The following is a 14,589-nucleotide window of genomic DNA, read 5'->3' as shown; positions in this document are numbered from 1 at the left end:
CAAGGGTCCGCGGGTGTACGGGAGCTCACGGAATCGTGAACCGGCGGGCGCGCCCGCAAATGCGTCTACGCTGAAGGCCGCCTGGAACCGCATCCCGAGGAGAACACGCCGATGCCATCGGACCGCCCCACCCTGCCCCCCGTTCGGCTGCGTTCGGACGCGGAGCTGGCGCGGGCCGCGCTCGCCGCGCCGCTGCTCGCCGGGGCCGTGCGGCTGGCCCGCTGGGCCGGGCCCGGGACCCGGGTCGGCGTGGGCGGCGAACTCGTCGACGAGCAACTGCCGGAGGCGGCCGAGGCCCTGGGGCTGGAGCCGGACGAGGAGGGCGCGGCGCAGGCCAGCGAGGCGTGGCGGGTGGCCGTGGACACCGGGCTCGTGTCGGTGCCGGAGCCGGAGGGCGAGGAGGACGAGGCGTCCGGCGTCACGGCCGGCGAGAACCTGGCGCTGCTCACCCAGGGCTCCCCGGCCGATGTCCTCGGGGTCTGGCTCGACGGCTTCGACGCGGTGTTCGCGGACGCCACGGCGCCGGTGTTCGACGACCTCGCCGACCTCATCGGCGAGGACGGCGAGATCGACGTGTCCCGGCTCGACTGGGACCCGGAGGCGGAGACCGCGTTCCTGGAGGGCGTGCTCGGCAACCTGTACCTGCTGACCGTCAGCGAGGGCGGCGCGGGGGAGAACGCGGTGCCGCTGCCGGCGCTCGCCGCGTCGATGATCGTGCCCGACGACATGGGCGAGCCGACGGACGACGTCCTGGAGCAGGTCTCCGAGGCGATGATGCGCCTCGACGACCAGTTCCGGGTCCTGGAGCCGATCGGGCTCGTCGAGTACCAGCCGGTGGACGAGGCGCTGATGGCCGAGGAGGGCGAAGAGCCCGTGCCGTCGGTCGACGACGAGGACGTCTCCCGGTACGGGCTGGTCCGGCTGACGCCGCTCGGCCTGTACGGCATCCGGACGCGGATGCTCGACGCGGGCGTGGACGCGCCGGCCGTCGGCGACCTGACCGGCAAGGGCCCCGAGGCGCTGCTCGACGGCGTCGCGCACTACCCGTCCGAGGCGGCCCGCGCCGAGATCGAGCTGTGGCTCGGCGGGCGCGCACCGGTGGCGGCGGCGCGCGAGCTGCTGGCCGCGGCGCGCGGGACGGACGCCGGCTCGCCGCTGCGGCGGCTGCACTGCCAGCAGGCCCTGTCGCTGGTCGGCGCCGAGGCCGAGCCCGCGGTGCGGGAGGTCCTCGACGACCCGGAGCTGGGCGGGCTGGCCCGGGTGTGGCTGGCGGAGCGGGGCGCGGCGGACGTGCCGGCGCCCCCGGAGTCGATGATCTTCTGGCTGGCCGTGGACACGATCGCCGCGCAGCTGGAGATGGACGGCGACCTGGAGGAACTGCAGGACCTCATCGAGGGCCTGACGGGCCGCCACGAGGGCTTCTTCGACGCGGTGTGGCGCGTCGAGCACCCCGCGACGGCGGACGTCCTGGAGGCGATGGGCCGGCTCCACCGCGACAAGCGCATCGCCAAGGAGGCCCGCAAGGCCGCCTTCAAGGCCCGTTCGCGCACGAGCGGCTGACGGAGCGCGAAGCCGAGGGGCCGGCCGGTGTCACGGCCGGCCCCTCGGCCGCGTCGGGGGCTTCCGGCCGTCTACAGGGCCTGGGCGCCCGGCTTCACCATGCCGCGCACCGTACGGGACTTCACGAAGTCGCCCATCGCCGTCATCTCCCACTCGCCGGAGAACTGGCGGATCAGCTTGCACATCATCACGCCGGTCTGCGGCTCCGCGTTCGTCAGGTCGAAGCGGACCAGCTCCTCGCCCGTCGCCGCGTCGAGCAGCCGGCAGTACGCCTTGGCGACCTCGGTGAACTTCTGCCCGGAGAACGAGTTCACGGTGAAGACCAGGCCCGTCGCCTCCGCGGGCAGCCGGCCCAGGTCGACCGTGATCACCTCGTCGTCGCCCGCGCCCTCGCCGGTCAGGTTGTCGCCGGAGTGCCGGACCGCGCCGCCGAGGATGGTCAGCTTGCCGAAGTAGCAGCTGTCCAGGTGGTTGCGCTGGGGGCCGTAGGCGATCACCGAGGCGTCCAGGTCGATGTCCTTGCCGCGGTACGCCGGCTCCCAGCCGAGGCCCATCTTGACGGCGGAGAGCAGCGGACGGCCGCCCTTGACCAGCGACACCGTCTGGTTCTTCTGAAGGCTGACCCGGCCCTTGTCCAGGTTGATCTTCCCGGTCGGCGCCGGGGCCGCGGCCGGGGGAGCGGCGGGGGCCTGCGGGGCGGCGACCCTCGGGTCCACCGGAGCCGCGGCCGGCGCGGGCGGGGCGGCGGGGGCCTGCGGGGCGGCCGCCGCGGGCTCCTCCTCCACCGAGACGCCGAAGTCCGTCGCGATGCCCGCGAGCCCGTTCGCGTACCCCTGGCCCACCGCGCGGGCCTTCCAGGCCCCGTTGCGCAGGTAGATCTCCATGACCACCAGGGCCGTCTCCGCCCCGAGCCGCGGCGGGGTGAACGTGGCCAGCACGCTGCCGTCGTCCGCGTTGCGAAGGGTGGCGGTCGGCTCGACGCCCTGGAAGGTCTGGCCCGCCGCGTCCGGGCTGGCGGTGACGACGATCTTCTCGATGCCGGCGGGCAGGGCCGTGGTGTCCACCACGATCGCGTCCGGAGCCGCGCCGCCGCCGGAGCGGTACGTCACACCGGGGCCGGAGGGCTGGTTGTAGAAGATGAAGTCGTCGTCCGAGCGGACCTTGCCGTCGGCAGTGAGGAGCAGGCCGGAGACGTCGAGGCGCACCGGGGCGGCGACGTCCACCGCCACGCGCGGGACGGCGAGCGGGATGTTCGAGCCGGGGGTCATTGCGGTCATGCCCGGGGTAACGAGCGACGCCGCTTTGCCGTTCCCTTACCTACGGCCACCCTGGTGACGCGGGTGCGAACGGGCCGCGCGCTCGTTGCCGAACTTGTACGAGCCGGTCCAGCGCGCCATGACGAGCTGCGCGTCCCCGGACCCGACGGCGGCCAGGAACTTCTCGGCGCGGTCGCCGCGCAGCGTGGCGGCGGCGCGCCCGCGGTGGACGATCTCCACGCGGCCGTCGCCGAACCGCTGGTAGGTGAAGCCATCAGGTCGGGGCATGAGCGGCATCCTCCCGCCGCCGGGCCCCTGGCCGCACCCGAATTTCCGGGGGCGCGGAGCGCGCGCCTCACGCCCCCGCCCCGTCCCTGCGCGCCCGGGAGGGCCGCCGCGCCGCCGCGAGCGCCGCCGCGCCCGCCGCACCCGCCACGGCGAGGCCCGGCAGCAGCACCCGTACGTCGACCAGCTCCACCAGCGCCGCGCCCAGCGCCAGCGCCACCGCGTTCGGCACGAACACCAGCGTGTTCGCCGTCGCCGCCGCCCGGCCCACCGCCTCCTTGGGCGCGGTCCGCTGCACCGCCGTCGCCGTCGCGACCAGCACCCACGGCAGCCCCAGGCCGATCCCCGCCGAGGCGGCCAGCGCCACCCCGTCGTACGGCAGCGCCCGCGCGCCCGCCGCCACCGCGAACAGCGCCAGGCCCACCGCCGCGAGCCGCGCCTCGGAGACCCGGCGCAGCAGCGGCCCCGCCGCGAGCCCGGCGGCCACCGAACCCGCGCCCTGCACCGTGTACAGCACGCCCGCGTACGCCGGGTCGTGCCCGAGGCCCCCGTCCACGACCGCGTACACCGCCGCCCCGTTCAGCCCCGCGAGCAGCATCGTGAACGCCGCCGCCGGCACCAGGAGGCGCGGCAGCGGCGCGCCGCGCAGCACCCGCAGCCCCTCCGCCGTCTCCGCCCGCCACCGGCCCGGCACCCGCCCTTGCGGCCGCGGCGGCTCCTCCCGTACCCGCATCAGCGCGAACAGCCCGCCGGCGAGCGCGAACGTCGCCGCGTCCAGGAGCACCACCGGACCCGCGCCCCAGCGGGCGAACAGCCCCGCCGCGGCCATCGGCGCGACCAGCTTCGTCGCCTCGTTCGCCGTCAGCCGCAGCCCGTTGAAGTCCCCGAGCCGGCGTTCATCCAGCGTGCCGGCCGCGAGCGCCGACTCCGCCGCGTCCTGCACCGCGCCCTGCGCCCCGTACACCACGAGCACCGCGAACAGCAGCCACACGCGGTCCGCGGAGTCCACCCACAGCAGCACCGGCAGCAGCGCCGCCATCGCCAGGTTCACGGCCACGATCAGCGGCCGCCGCCGCACCCGGTCCGCGAGCGCCCCGAGCACCGGGCCGCACAGGGCCGGCGCCCACAGCGCGAAGGCGGTCAGCGCCGCCAGACCGTCCGAGCCCGTCAGGGACTTGACCCAGATGCCGGAGACCAGCCACAGCGCCGTGGTCCCGAACCCCGACACCAGGACCCCGGCCAGATACAGGGGAACCGTGCGCCTCATGCTCGTCGTGCCCGTCATGCCCGTCGTGCCCGTCATGGCCGCAGCCTGGCGGCTAAGGACCCGCCGGGGGATCGGGCAGATTCCCAGGCGTGCGAACCCGTCACACGGGCGACACCTGAAACGGCCCGCGGCCGGGCACAATCCCAGCCAGCCAGCCGTCCCTGGAGGAGAGCCCATGAGCAGACCCCTGCCCCGACGCACGGGAATCGACCGGTACTTCGGGATCACCGAGCGCGGGTCGACGTTCGGCCGGGAGATACGCGGCGGCTTCGCCACGTTCTTCACCATGGCCTACATCCTGGTGCTGAACCCGATCATCCTCGGCAGCGCCACGGACAAGTTCGGCGCGCAGCTCAGCACCGCCCAACTCGCCACCGTCACCGCCCTCGTCGCCGCCGTGATGACCCTGATCATGGGCGTGGCCGGCAACCTGCCGCTGGCGCTCGCCGCCGGCCTCGGCCTCAACGCCGTCGTCGCCTTCCAGCTCGCACCCCTCATGAGCTGGGCCGACGCCATGGGCCTGGTGGTGATCGAGGGCCTGCTGATCTGCGTCCTGGTGGTGACCGGGCTGCGCGAGGCGGTCATGCACGCCATCCCGCAGCAGCTCAAGCACGCCATCAGCGTCGGCATCGGCCTGTTCATCGCCTTCATCGGCTTCGTCGACGCCGGGTTCGTCACCCGCATCCCCGGCGACACCGGCACCGTGCCCGTGCAGCTCGGCGCGAACGGCCACCTGTCCGGCTGGCCGGTGTTCGTCTTCTGTCTCGGCGTCCTGCTCACCTTCGCGCTGATGGCCCGCAAGGTGCGGGGCGCGATCCTGCTCTCCATCGTCGCCACGACCGTCGTGGCCGTCGTCGTCGACGCGCTCGCCGACATCGACCCGCGCTCCTGGGGGCTCACGGTGCCGGCCGTCCCCGACCGGCTCGTCGCCGCGCCCGACTTCGGGCTGGTCGGCTCGTTCAGCCTCCTCGGCGCGTTCGAGCAGGTCGGGATCGTCACCCTCGTGCTGCTCGTCTTCACGCTGCTGCTCAGCGACTTCTTCGACACCATGGGCACGGTCGTCGGCGTCTCCGCCGAGGCCGGCCTCCTCGACGAGCGGGGCAAGGTCCCGCACCTCGGCCGGGTGCTGCTCGTCGACGGCGCGGCGGCCGTCGCCGGCGGCGCGGCCTCCGCCTCTTCCAACACCTCGTACATCGAGTCGGCGGCCGGCGTCGGCGAGGGCGCGCGCACCGGCTTCGCCTCCGTGGTGACCGGCGGCCTGTTCGCCCTCGCGCTGTTCCTGACCCCGCTCGCCACCGTCGTGCCGGCGCAGGCCGCCGCGCCCGCGCTGATCGCGGTCGGCTTCCTGCTGATGGCGCAGGTCCGGCACATCGACTGGGAGCGCCTGGAGTACGGCGTCCCGGCCTTCCTCACGGTCGCCGTGATGCCGTTCACGTACTCGATCACCAACGGCATCGGCGCGGGCTTCCTCGCCTACGTCGTCGTCAAGGCGGCCGTGGGCAGGGCGCGCGAGGTGCATCCGCTGATGTGGGGCGCGGCGGCGCTGTTCGCGGTGTACTTCGCCATCGAACCGGTCGAGCGGCTGCTCGGCGCCGGATAGGCGGCCCGCAGGGCGTCAGTACGCGCGCGCCGCGACCTGCTCCGGCACCGGGAACTCCGTCTCGCAGTCGGGGCAGTGCGCGGTCCCGAACAGGAACGTGAGCCCGCGCGCCACCTCCTCCTGCCCGGCCCCGGCGGCCATCCGGTGCAGCCGCGCCGGGAGGGCGGCGAGGGCCCCCGGGTCGGCGGGGTGCAGCGGCGCCCGCTGCCCGCCGGCCTCGGCGTGGCCGTCGCCCTCGCCGAACGAGAGGAGCAGCTCCGACGAGCAGGACGGGCACTCCACCTCGTACTCGTCGTCGAACAGGCCCTCCAGCCGGGCCTGGCTCCACAGCCGCTCGCCCTCGAAGGCCAGCACGGCCTGGAGCAGGTACACGTACGAGACGCGGTCCGTCTCCGCCGCCAGCAGGCGCTCGGCGACCGGCCGCAGCGCGGCGATCTCGTCCGCGTACCGTGCCGTGCGTTCCTCGTCGGCCGCCGACACGATGAGACCGGCCATGGAGACCGCCATGTCCGGGTCGCCCGGCGCGTCGCCCGTCGCGACGGCCGCCAGGAACGGCAGGGCCAGGAAGCTGTCGTCGTAGACGGAGCCCTGATGGCAGAGGTCGTCCCAGAGCTCGGACCAGACCTTGTCCTCGTCGGCCCCGCCCATACGGGCGAAGGCGGCGGCCAGGTCGTCGGAGGGGCGCGGGTGGCTCATGCGACCGCATTCTGCCGGGCGCGGGTCTCCCACCACAGGGCGGCCCCCGTCGCCAGCGCGCCCGCGCCCTCCCACAGGCCGACGCCGAGGAAGCCCTCGGGCGCGCGGCCGGTGACCACCGCCAGCGTGAACACCGTGCAGGTCAGCAGCCGGAACGGGACCGTCCAGCGGAAGAACGCCCGCCAGTCCGCCAGGGCGGCCAGCACGTAGTACACACCCATGTTGAGCGCGGCCATGGAGGAGGCCGTCAGGAAGACCAGGGTGTGGTCCCCGTCCGCGCGTCCCCCCTCGGGCACGGGGTCGAAGCCCATCATCGTGAGCAGGGCGCCGGGGGAGATCAGCCCGACCACCCCCAGCGCGGCGGCGAGCACGCCGAAGACCGCCATGGTCCAGCCGGACGGGGAACGGGGCAGACGACGCACGGCAGTCCTCCGGTTGAGCACTCAACTTGTGTCCCGCCGAGGCTACTTCAGCGCCGCACGCATCATCCGCTCGGCCACCGGGGCCGCGAGCCCGTTGCCGCTGACCTCCGAGCGCGCCGCGCCCGAGTCCTCGATCAGCACCGCCACCGCGACCTGCCGGCCGGTCGCCGGGTCCTCGGCGTACGAGGTGAACCAGGCGTACGGCGTCCTGCTGTTGTTCTCGCCGTGCTGCGCGGTGCCGGTCTTGCCGCCGACCTCCAGGCCGTCGATCGCGGCGTTGGAGCCGGTGCCCTGCTCCACGACGGTCCGCATGGCGCTGCGCAGCTGGGCGGCGGTCCCGGACGACACGATCCGGCGGGTGTCCCCGTCCTCGTACGCCTGCAGGACGTCGCCGTCGGCGTCGACGACCTCGGAGACCATGTGGGGCGACGCCATGAGACCGTCGTTGGCGAGGGCCGCGGAGACCATGGCCATCTGGAGCGGGGTGGCGGTGACGTCGAACTGGCCGATGCCGCTCAGCGCGGTCTGCGCGCGGTCCATGCCGGAGGGGTACACGCTCGCGTGGGCGCGCACCGGCACGTCCCGCTTCTTGTCGTTGAAACCGAACTTCTCCGCCATGGCCCGGACCCTGTCCTGGCCGAGGTCGACGGCGAGCTTGCCGAAGACGTTGTTGCACGAGTACCGGAGCGCGGTGCGCAGGGTGGCGTTCTCGCAGGGCGCGGCGGCGTTCTCGTTCTTCAGCACGGTCCGCGTGCCCGGCAGCGTGTACGGGTCCGGGCTCTTCGTCGGCGTGTCCACGTCCGGGTACAGGCCGGCCTCGAGCGCCGCCGCCGCGACGACCAGCTTGAACGTGGAGCCGGGCGGCAGCGGCTGCCGCAGCGCCCGGTTGACCAGCGGCTTGTCGGGGTCGTCGGACAGCGCACGCCAGGCCGCGCCGTCGGACAGTCCGGCGATCTCCGACGGGTCGTACGAGGGCGTGGAGACCATGCCCAGGATCCGGCCGGTCTTCGGGTCGATCGCGACGGCCGCGCCCTTCGTGTCGCCGAGCGCCTCGAAACCTGCCTTCTGCACGGCCGGGTCGATCGTGGTGAGCACGTCGCCGGGCTCCTGCCCCTTGCCGGTGAGCGCGTCCACCGGGTCCTTCAGACGGGTGTCGGTGCCGTCGAGGACGCCGAAATAGATGCCCTCCAGCTGGGTCGCCCCGTACGCCTGGGAGCTGTAGCCGGTCACCGCCGCGTACAGCTCGCCGTCGGTGTACGACCTCTTGTACGCGAGGTCGCCGCCCTTCGTCGGCTTCGAGCCGGTGACCGGGGCTCCGGCCACGACGATGTTCCCGAGCGGCTGTGCGTACTGCGCGAGGATCTTCCGCCGGTTGTGCTGGTCGTTCGCGAGGGCCCGGCCTTCGTACGCCTGCACCCAGGTGGCCCGCAGCAGCACCGCGAGCACCAGGAGCAGCGCGAAGACCGAGGCGCGCCTGATCGTCCTGTTCATCGCCCGGAACGACGAACCGGTGGGAGCCGGACGTTCCGGATCCGCCGGTTTCTCAGACGATCCTCATGTACGACGGACGGCCCTGTGCACGACGGCCGGCCCTGCGCCCAGGGACGATCACCCCGGCGTGATGAACCCCGACTCGTACGCCACGATCACCGCCTGCGTCCGGTCCCGCGCGCCGGTCTTCGCGAGCACCGCCGCCACGTGCGTCTTCACCGTCGCCGGGCCGACCGCCAGCCGGTCCGCGATCTCCGCGTTGGTCATCCCGGTCGCCATCAGCCGCAGCACCTCCGCCTCCCGGTCGGTCAGCCGCCCCACCCAGGGCGGCGCGGCGCGCGGGGCCCGCCGGGCGTGCTCGGCGGCGAGCCCGCGCACCGCCGCCGGGTACAGCAGCGAATCGCTGCGGGCGACCAGCCGCACCGCGCCCACCAGCTCCTCCGCGGCCGCCCGCTTCAGCAGGAAGCCGGCCGCCCCGACGCGCAGCGCGTCGTACACGTACGCGTCGTTCTCGAAGGTCGTCACGACCACGATCCGCGGGGGTCCGGACATCCCGGCGAGGATCTGCTCGGTGGCCCGGATCCCGTCGATCTCCGGCATCCGCACGTCCATGAGGACCACGTCGGGCCGCAGTTCGCGCACCACGGACACCGCCTCGGCCCCCGTCGCCGCCTCCCCGACCACCTCCAGGTCCGGCTCCGCGTCCAGGATGACCCGCAGCGCCGTGCGCACCATCCGCTCGTCGTCGGCCAGCACGATCCGCGTCGCGGTCACCGTCCGCCCCCCAGCGGCAGCCGGGCGGTCAGCCGCCACACGCCGTCCACGGGGCCCGCCGCGGACGTGCCGCCGAGCAGCCGGGCCCGCTCGGCGACGCCGCGCAGGCCGCGGCCCCCGCCGGGACGGACCGGCGCCGGCCGGCCGGACAGCGGGTTCTCCATGGTGATCTCCAACTCCTCGTCGCCCAGCGCCAGATGCGCCGTCACCGGTGCGCCGCCCGCGTACCGGGCGGCGTTCGTCAGCCCTTCCTGCACGATCCGGTACGCCTCCCGGGAGACCGTCGGCGGCACCCGCTCCAGATCGCCCGTCCACGTCACCGCCGCCGTCGCGCCCGCGCCCCTCGCCAGCGCGTCCAGCGCCTCCAGGCCCGGCCCGGGCAGCTCGCCGGACGGCTCGTCGCCCCGCCGCAACAGGCCCAGCACATGGTCGAGTTCGCCGACGGTGCGCCGGGTGGTCTCCTCGATCGCGGCCAGCGCCTCGCGGACGAACTCCCGGTCGCCTGGGGCGTCGCTGTCCAGCAGCCGGCGGGCCGCGCCCGCCTGCAGCGTCACCGCGCTCAGCGCGTGCCCCACCGAGTCGTGCAGCTCGCGGGCCAGCCGGTTGCGCACCGCCAGCTCCTCGGCCCGCCGCTCCGCCGCCGCGAGCCGGTCCGCCCGGCTCGGCCCGAGCAGCAGGGGCGCCAGCCCGGCGAGCAGGGCGCCCGCCCCGGCCGCGACGGCCGCCAGGGCCGTCAGCATCAGCAGCGCCACGGGGACGCCCAGCCACTGCGCCCACGGCTGGTCCAGGCCGTAGTACGCGGTCAGTTCGGAGCGCTGCAGCCGCTCCGAGAACGGCAGCGCCATGAGCGTCAGCGCGAACGGCGGCAGCGCCAGCGTCGCCCCGCTGAGCAGACCGCCGAGGCCCACGTGCAGGACGAGCCAGCCGGCCGTCCGCGTCCGCGCCTCCCGCCCCCGGGCCGGCCCGTCCGCCAGTTCCCTGCCCCGTACGTCGCACAGCGCCCGCGCCACCGCCACCGACATCGGCCGGGCCAGCGGGAACAGCGCCGTCACCGCCACCAGCGGCAGGGCGAACCCGTACGCGGCGAACTGCATGCCCAGCGAGGCGGCGAACATGCCCTGCCCGTCGAACAGCGGAGCCATCACCACCGTGCCGAGCAGCCAGTACGGCATCAGCAGCGCGCCGCCGAGGATCAGATGCACCCAGCGGAGCACGGCCCGCCGGCCGAACACCGCGGCGGCCGCGCGTCTCATGCGCCGCGCCGGCGCAGCACCACGGCGAGGCAGCCGGCCAGCAGGAACCCTGTGATCATCGCTCCAGCGTAGGAGGTGATCATCCACCCCGTGGCCTCCTGTGCGGGATCCGAGGCCGGCATCAGCGTCGCCAGCAGCATCCACCCGCCCCAGCAGCCCACGGCCCCCGTGCACGTCCAGGCCACCGCCAGCGGCGTGCCCACCCGCCACGAACGGCCGAGCCGGAGGACCAGCACCAGCACCGACGCCACCGCGGCGAGCAGGAAGGCGACGCGCACGCCCTCCAGGACGTAGAAGTCCGAGGTGCGGTCGGCGATCCGGCCGGCCGACAGGCCCCGCTCGGAGCCGGAGGCCCACAGCGCGTGCAGCGCGGCCGGGACGACGGCCACCGCCGAGCCGGCCACGGCGGTCAGCCGTGTCGCCCGCCCGGCCAGGTCCGCCGACAGCCCGCCGATCCGGCCCGCCCACAGGTGCGACCAGCGCTCCCGGGCGTACAGGACGAACAGCGTGCCGAGCGCGAGGGCCTGGACGATGAACCCGCCGTACACCACGGAGAAGACCCACTCCTCCAGGAACGGGCGCCCGCCGGCCGTGTGCGTCTCCGCTCCCGCGACCGCGGCGGTCGCCAGCTGGGCGGGGAAGCCGACCACGATCGGCGCGAGCAGTCCGGTCGCGGCCCAGGCCGGCAGCCCGAGCAGCCACGACTTCACGCGCAGGCCCCAGGGCTGGGTGAGCAGCAGGGCGAGGACGACGACGCCCGCGTCCATGAGGATCGTCACGGCGTTCACGGCGGCCATCAGCCCGGGGTCGTCGAGCAGCACGCTGCCCTCGGGGACGCCGATCCTGCTGCCGGCGATCCAGGCGGCCTTCAGTCCGATGTACGGCAGCGTGGCCAGGACGGCCAGGGCACGGAGAGTCTTCTTCATGCCCGCCAGCCTGCTTGTCGGCGTGCCCACGACACCTCCTGCCCGGAGAGGAACCCCCTCCGCCGCACGGGGGAGACCGAGGGGCCACGAGGAGGAGCACGAGCGGCGGCCCGTCCCGCCGGCGCGCCGTCAGGGCGTCACGACGAGCTTGCCGAAGTGCGCGCCGGCCTCCATCACGCGGTGCGCGTCCACCGTCCGTTCCAGACCGGCGAAGGTCTCGGCCACCACCGGGGCGAGCGACCCGTCGGCCAGGCCGGAGAAGAGGAAGCCGGCCACGCGCCGGCGGCCGTCCTCCGTCCGGACCAGCGCGCCGTTGGCGTAACCGTGGAACGCCAGCGGCCAGTTCCGCGACAGCGTCGGCGGCCGGTGGTCCAGCCACCCGTACAGCCGGCGGTGCCGCCCGGCGCCAGCGCGTCCCCGAGCCGGGCGAAGCCGGGACCGCCGATCGCGTCGAAGACGAGCCGGGCGCCCGCGCCGCCGGTGAACCGGCGCACCTCCTCCACCACGTCCTGGGTGTCCGTCGTGATCACGTGCGCGGCCCCCAGGTCGAGCAGCCGGCGCCGCTTCGCCTCGCCGCGGGTCGTGGCGATCGGCACCGCGCCGACCCGCAGGGCCGTCTGGACCGCGGCCGTCCCGACCCCGCTGGACGCCCCGGTGATCACCACGTGGTCGCCGGGCCGCAGCCCGCCGGTCTCCACCATGCCGCCGTACGCGGTGGAGTACGTCAGCCAGGCCGCCGCCGCGGTCACCGGCGGTCGCCGGGCTGTCGCGGGCCGCGTTCGCCCGCCGGTTCACGTCCCTGGTGGGCCGCTCCCCGCTCGCGTACCTGACGTGGTGGCGGATGACCACGGCGGGTCGGCTGCTGCGCACCGGCGACGCGCCGCTGCGCGCCGTCGCGGAACGGGTGGGCTACACCTCGGAGTTCGCCTTCGCCAAGGCGTTCAAGCGGGAGTACGGCACGGCCCCCGGCCGGTACCGGGCGACGGGGGAGCCGGCACGGGCCTCCTGACCGCGGCCGGCGCCCGCGCCGTGCCGCGGGTCACACGCGCGGCTTCCGGGGAATGGGACGGCCCGTCGTCCGCGTTGGCACCGGGAGTGAGCGGAGGACTGCCCTCCGGGTCGTGCGAGAGGGAGAGAGCCGGACACATGCGCGTCGAGATCTGGAGCGACATCGCCTGCCCCTGGTGCTACATCGGGAAGGCGCGCTTCGAGAAGGGCCTCGCGGCCTTCGCCCACCGGGACGACGTCGAGGTCGTGCACCGCTCCTTCGAACTCGACCCGCACCGTGCCAAGGGCGACACCGGCCCGGTCCTGGAGATGCTGGCGAAGAAGTACGGCCGCACCCTCGACGAGGCCCGCGCCATGGAGGAGCACGTGGCCGCCAACGCGCGCTCCGAGGGCCTGGAGTACCGCACCGACGGCCGCGACCACGGCAACACCTTCGACATCCACCGGCTGCTCCACCTCGCCCGCGAGCGCGGACGGCAGAACGAGCTCCTCGATCTCGCCTACCGGGCGAACTTCGCCGAGGAGCGCTCCGTCTTCGACGACGCGACCCTGCTCGCGCTGGCCGTCGAGGCCGGTCTCGACGAGGCCGAGGCGCGCGCCGTGCTCGCCGACCCGGCCGCGTACGCCGACGCCGTGCGCGCCGACGAGCGGGAGGCCGCCGAGCTGGGCGCGAGCGGGGTGCCGTTCTTCGTGCTCGACCGGCGCTACGGGGTTTCCGGCGGCCAGCCCGCCGAGGTGTTCACGCAGGCGCTGGAGCAGGCGTGGGCGAGCCGGGCGCCGCAGCCGGTGGCGGTCGCCGCCGTGCAGGGCGACGCCGACGCGCCCGCCTGCGACGTGAACGGGAACTGCGAGGTCTGACGGGCCGCGGACGGCGGGCCGGGGGCCCGACCGTCCACGGAACCGCCCATCCATAAGCGTTCCTTAGGAATACCCCTCAAATACTCGCAATTGACTTTGAGTTGAGGGTTGTCCAGGGTGGAAGCATGGATGAGGAGCCCCTCGGCGGCGACCAGTTCGCCCCGACGCAGACGTACCTGAACACCTCCACCTGCGGCCTGCTGCCGCGCCGCACCGTCGACGCCGTCGCGGCGCTGACCGCGGAGCTCGCCGCCGGGCGGCCGGGCGGCTCCGGCGACTCCGGGGCCGTCGAGGCCGCCCGCGAGACCTTCGCCCGGATCGCCGGCGTGCACCCCGACCGGGTCGCCGTCGGCGGTTCGGTCGCCGTGCACGTCGGCCTGATCGCCCAGTCACTGCCCGCCGGGGCCGAAGTGCTGTTCCCCGAGGGGGAGTTCAGCTCGGTCGTCGACCCGTTCCTGGTCCGCGGCGACCTGAAGCTGCGGTACGTGCCCCTGGAGCGCCTCGCCGAGTCCGTCCGGCCCGGCACCGCGCTCGTCGCGTGCTCCTCCGTGCAGTCCTCCGACGGCCGGATCGCCGACCTGGCGGCCGTGCGCGCCGCGGCCGCCGCGCACGGGGCGCGGACCCTGGTCGACGCCACCCAGTCGGCCGGCTGGCTGCCGCTGGACGCGGGCGCCCACGACTTCACGGTCACCGGCGGCTTCAAGTACCTGCTCTGCCCGCGCGGCGCGTCCTTCCTCACCGTCACCGAGGAGGCGCAGGAGACCCTGGTCCCGATCCACGCGGGCATGTCCGCCGGCGCGGACGTCTGGGCCAGCGTGTACGGGCCGCTCGCCGAACTCGCCCGCTCCGCACGCCGGTTCGACGAGCCCCCGGCCTTCCTCGCGTACCATGGCGCCGCCGCGTCGCTCGCGCTCGTCGAGGAGTGCGGCGTCGAGCGCATCGGCGCCCGCGCCGTCGCCCTGGCCGACCGCTTCCGGACCGGCCTGGACCGCGTCGGCCACGCGTACGTGCCCGCCGGGCGGAGCGTGATCGTCGCGATGCCGGGCCTCGGCGACCGCCATCCGGAACTGCTGCGCGCCGGGATCGTCACCTCGGCCCGCGCCGGCAACCTGCGGGTCTCGTTCCACCTGTACAACACGACCGCGGACGTGGACCGCGCGCTGGGCGTGCTCGCGGCCTGAGGCCCGCCGGCC

At 74.8% G+C, this 14,589-nt stretch carries 14 protein-coding genes and 2 pseudogenes; 5 read left to right on the top strand and 11 right to left on the bottom strand.

Features of this window, described 5'->3' with window-relative positions; translation table 11 throughout:
• The first annotated feature begins 111 nt into the window (after positions 1-111).
• Positions 112-1,560 carry a hypothetical protein gene (locus ACNJ93_RS06435; protein WP_418956356.1) on the top strand — a complete coding sequence of 483 codons (1,449 nt, stop codon included), beginning with the start codon at positions 112-114 and terminating at the stop codon, positions 1,558-1,560.
• Between the two features lie 71 nt (positions 1,561-1,631).
• On the opposite strand, the gene ACNJ93_RS06430 is transcribed toward ACNJ93_RS06435, so the two are convergent.
• The 3 genes from ACNJ93_RS06430 to ACNJ93_RS06420 all read right to left on the bottom strand — a co-directional run bounded on the left by ACNJ93_RS06430 (position 1,632) and on the right by ACNJ93_RS06420 (position 4,404).
• A complete protein-coding gene (locus ACNJ93_RS06430; RefSeq protein ID WP_418956355.1) occupies positions 1,632-2,837 on the bottom strand; it encodes a TerD family protein in 1,206 nt (401 codons plus the stop codon).
• A 36-nt stretch (positions 2,838-2,873) separates the two neighbouring features.
• Positions 2,874-3,104 carry a hypothetical protein gene (locus tag ACNJ93_RS06425; protein WP_418956354.1) on the bottom strand — a complete coding sequence of 77 codons (231 nt, stop codon included), beginning with the start codon at positions 3,102-3,104 and terminating at the stop codon, positions 2,874-2,876.
• A gap of 67 nt (positions 3,105-3,171) precedes the next feature.
• Complete coding sequence (locus tag ACNJ93_RS06420; protein ID WP_418956353.1) at positions 3,172-4,404, bottom strand: MFS transporter; 1,233 nt, start codon at positions 4,402-4,404, stop codon at positions 3,172-3,174.
• A gap of 139 nt (positions 4,405-4,543) precedes the next feature.
• Between ACNJ93_RS06420 and ACNJ93_RS06415 the strand changes: the two genes are divergently transcribed.
• Positions 4,544-5,968 carry an NCS2 family permease gene (locus ACNJ93_RS06415; protein WP_418956352.1) on the top strand — a complete coding sequence of 475 codons (1,425 nt, stop codon included), beginning with the start codon at positions 4,544-4,546 and terminating at the stop codon, positions 5,966-5,968.
• A 15-nt stretch (positions 5,969-5,983) separates the two neighbouring features.
• Here the strand turns inward: ACNJ93_RS06415 and ACNJ93_RS06410 are convergent, their stop codons facing one another.
• The 8 genes and pseudogenes from ACNJ93_RS06410 to ACNJ93_RS06375 all read right to left on the bottom strand — a co-directional run.
• Positions 5,984-6,664, bottom strand: coding sequence for a hypothetical protein (locus tag ACNJ93_RS06410; protein WP_418956351.1), 681 nt, complete (start codon positions 6,662-6,664; stop codon positions 5,984-5,986).
• Complete coding sequence (locus ACNJ93_RS06405; RefSeq protein WP_418961332.1) at positions 6,661-7,050, bottom strand: hypothetical protein; 390 nt, start codon at positions 7,048-7,050, stop codon at positions 6,661-6,663. The genes ACNJ93_RS06410 and ACNJ93_RS06405 overlap by 4 nt, the downstream gene beginning before the upstream one ends.
• Before the next feature lie 78 nt (positions 7,051-7,128).
• Positions 7,129-8,577 carry a penicillin-binding transpeptidase domain-containing protein gene (locus ACNJ93_RS06400; RefSeq protein ID WP_418956350.1) on the bottom strand — a complete coding sequence of 483 codons (1,449 nt, stop codon included), beginning with the start codon at positions 8,575-8,577 and terminating at the stop codon, positions 7,129-7,131.
• A 117-nt stretch (positions 8,578-8,694) separates the two neighbouring features.
• Positions 8,695-9,312, bottom strand: coding sequence for a response regulator (locus tag ACNJ93_RS06395; RefSeq protein ID WP_418961331.1), 618 nt, complete (start codon positions 9,310-9,312; stop codon positions 8,695-8,697).
• 35 nt (positions 9,313-9,347) lie between these two features.
• Positions 9,348-10,604 carry a sensor histidine kinase gene (locus ACNJ93_RS06390; protein WP_418956349.1) on the bottom strand — a complete coding sequence of 419 codons (1,257 nt, stop codon included), beginning with the start codon at positions 10,602-10,604 and terminating at the stop codon, positions 9,348-9,350.
• Positions 10,601-11,530, bottom strand: a complete 930-nt coding sequence (locus ACNJ93_RS06385; RefSeq protein ID WP_418956348.1) for a hypothetical protein — start codon at positions 11,528-11,530, stop codon at positions 10,601-10,603. The genes ACNJ93_RS06390 and ACNJ93_RS06385 overlap by 4 nt, the downstream gene beginning before the upstream one ends.
• Before the next feature lie 129 nt (positions 11,531-11,659).
• Complete coding sequence (locus ACNJ93_RS06380; RefSeq protein ID WP_418961330.1) at positions 11,660-11,755, bottom strand: hypothetical protein; 96 nt, start codon at positions 11,753-11,755, stop codon at positions 11,660-11,662.
• A 206-nt stretch (positions 11,756-11,961) separates the two neighbouring features.
• A pseudogene (locus tag ACNJ93_RS06375) lies at positions 11,962-12,231 on the bottom strand (zinc-binding dehydrogenase); the annotation flags it as partial.
• 50 nt (positions 12,232-12,281) lie between these two features.
• On the opposite strand from ACNJ93_RS06375, the pseudogene ACNJ93_RS06370 reads away from it, so the two are divergent.
• The 3 genes and pseudogenes from ACNJ93_RS06370 to ACNJ93_RS06360 form a co-directional block, all read left to right on the top strand.
• Positions 12,282-12,539 (top strand): annotated as a pseudogene (locus ACNJ93_RS06370) (helix-turn-helix transcriptional regulator); the annotation flags it as partial.
• Between the two features lie 137 nt (positions 12,540-12,676).
• On the top strand, positions 12,677-13,396 hold the full coding sequence (locus ACNJ93_RS06365) for a DsbA family oxidoreductase (RefSeq protein ID WP_418956347.1): 720 nt from the start codon (positions 12,677-12,679) through the stop codon (positions 13,394-13,396).
• 125 nt (positions 13,397-13,521) lie between these two features.
• Positions 13,522-14,577 (top strand): aminotransferase class V-fold PLP-dependent enzyme, encoded by a 1,056-nt coding sequence (locus ACNJ93_RS06360; protein WP_418956346.1) that lies wholly within the window; start codon positions 13,522-13,524, stop codon positions 14,575-14,577.
• Positions 14,578-14,589: the final 12 nt, after the last annotated feature.

Origin of the sequence: Streptomyces tritici (genome assembly GCF_048500665.1) — a bacterium.
GTDB lineage: Bacteria > Actinomycetota > Actinomycetes > Streptomycetales > Streptomycetaceae > Streptomyces > Streptomyces tritici.
The sequence above is the reverse complement of the archived record's forward strand: the minus strand, read 5'-3'. Positions and strand labels throughout refer to the sequence as shown.

Coding starts and splice junctions, on each gene's coding strand:
- ACNJ93_RS06435 (WP_418956356.1), top strand. CDS start 112: ATGCCATCGGACCGCCCCACCCTGCCCCCCGTTCGGCTGCGTTCGGAC.
- ACNJ93_RS06430 (WP_418956355.1), bottom strand. CDS start 2,837: ATGACCGCAATGACCCCCGGCTCGAACATCCCGCTCGCCGTCCCGCGC.
- ACNJ93_RS06425 (WP_418956354.1), bottom strand. CDS start 3,104: ATGCCCCGACCTGATGGCTTCACCTACCAGCGGTTCGGCGACGGCCGC.
- ACNJ93_RS06420 (WP_418956353.1), bottom strand. CDS start 4,404: ATGACGGGCACGACGGGCATGACGGGCACGACGAGCATGAGGCGCACG.
- ACNJ93_RS06415 (WP_418956352.1), top strand. CDS start 4,544: ATGAGCAGACCCCTGCCCCGACGCACGGGAATCGACCGGTACTTCGGG.
- ACNJ93_RS06410 (WP_418956351.1), bottom strand. CDS start 6,664: ATGAGCCACCCGCGCCCCTCCGACGACCTGGCCGCCGCCTTCGCCCGT.
- ACNJ93_RS06405 (WP_418961332.1), bottom strand. CDS start 7,050: ATGGCGGTCTTCGGCGTGCTCGCCGCCGCGCTGGGGGTGGTCGGGCTG.
- ACNJ93_RS06400 (WP_418956350.1), bottom strand. CDS start 8,577: ATGAACAGGACGATCAGGCGCGCCTCGGTCTTCGCGCTGCTCCTGGTG.
- ACNJ93_RS06395 (WP_418961331.1), bottom strand. CDS start 9,312: ATGGTGCGCACGGCGCTGCGGGTCATCCTGGACGCGGAGCCGGACCTG.
- ACNJ93_RS06390 (WP_418956349.1), bottom strand. CDS start 10,604: ATGAGACGCGCGGCCGCCGCGGTGTTCGGCCGGCGGGCCGTGCTCCGC.
- ACNJ93_RS06385 (WP_418956348.1), bottom strand. CDS start 11,530: ATGAAGAAGACTCTCCGTGCCCTGGCCGTCCTGGCCACGCTGCCGTAC.
- ACNJ93_RS06365 (WP_418956347.1), top strand. CDS start 12,677: ATGCGCGTCGAGATCTGGAGCGACATCGCCTGCCCCTGGTGCTACATC.
- ACNJ93_RS06360 (WP_418956346.1), top strand. CDS start 13,522: ATGGATGAGGAGCCCCTCGGCGGCGACCAGTTCGCCCCGACGCAGACG.